This window comes from Pseudoalteromonas sp. TB25 (assembly GCF_000497995.1).
GTDB classification, from domain to species: domain Bacteria; phylum Pseudomonadota; class Gammaproteobacteria; order Enterobacterales; family Alteromonadaceae; genus Pseudoalteromonas; species Pseudoalteromonas distincta.
Genome location: NZ_AUTI01000158.1, coordinates 1 through 533 on the forward strand (window position 1 = coordinate 1; position 533 = coordinate 533).

1 pseudogene is annotated in these 533 nt (G+C 43.9%); it reads right to left on the reverse strand.

From position 1 onward, the window contains the following. Positions 1–533: pseudogene (locus L652_RS01000000123205) on the reverse strand (type I restriction endonuclease); the annotation flags it as partial.

The following is a 533-nucleotide window of genomic DNA, read 5'->3' on the forward strand; positions in this document are numbered from 1 at the left end:
GAGCCATTGCTGCGCGGCATCTATGTTGCCATCGAGCTTAGCTTTTAGTTCGCCTGGTGTATGCCATGCAGGTAATGCTTTAGCTTGGTTACTCACTTTACGTACATCGCGATACCAAATACCGCTTTTACTTAATAACTGGCGGCGGTACTCTCGCCCGTTTGTTGAAAATACAAACGGTATTTTATAGCTGCGTGCGTTTGGCTCTTTGGATTCTTTCCACGTAATTTGGTAGCTGTTTTGAGTTTGTAGCTGCTCTGCTACTTTTTGATGCTCTGCATCGTTTGCAGCTCGCGCTTGGATTTCTGCGTTTAAATGATCAAGATTAAAGTAAATACTGTACCGCTGCGCCTCTGCTAATTTGCCGCATACATCGATATTTATTTTTTTAGCCTCAACAACCCCTACCGGTTGTAAACCTACAAACAATACATAGTCGGCAAAGCCTGTTTTACCTGTTTCGTCGGCATCGGTTGGCCATTCTGCTATGGCTAAGTTTTTACCTATTTGTGGGCGCGTACCATTTGCATAAT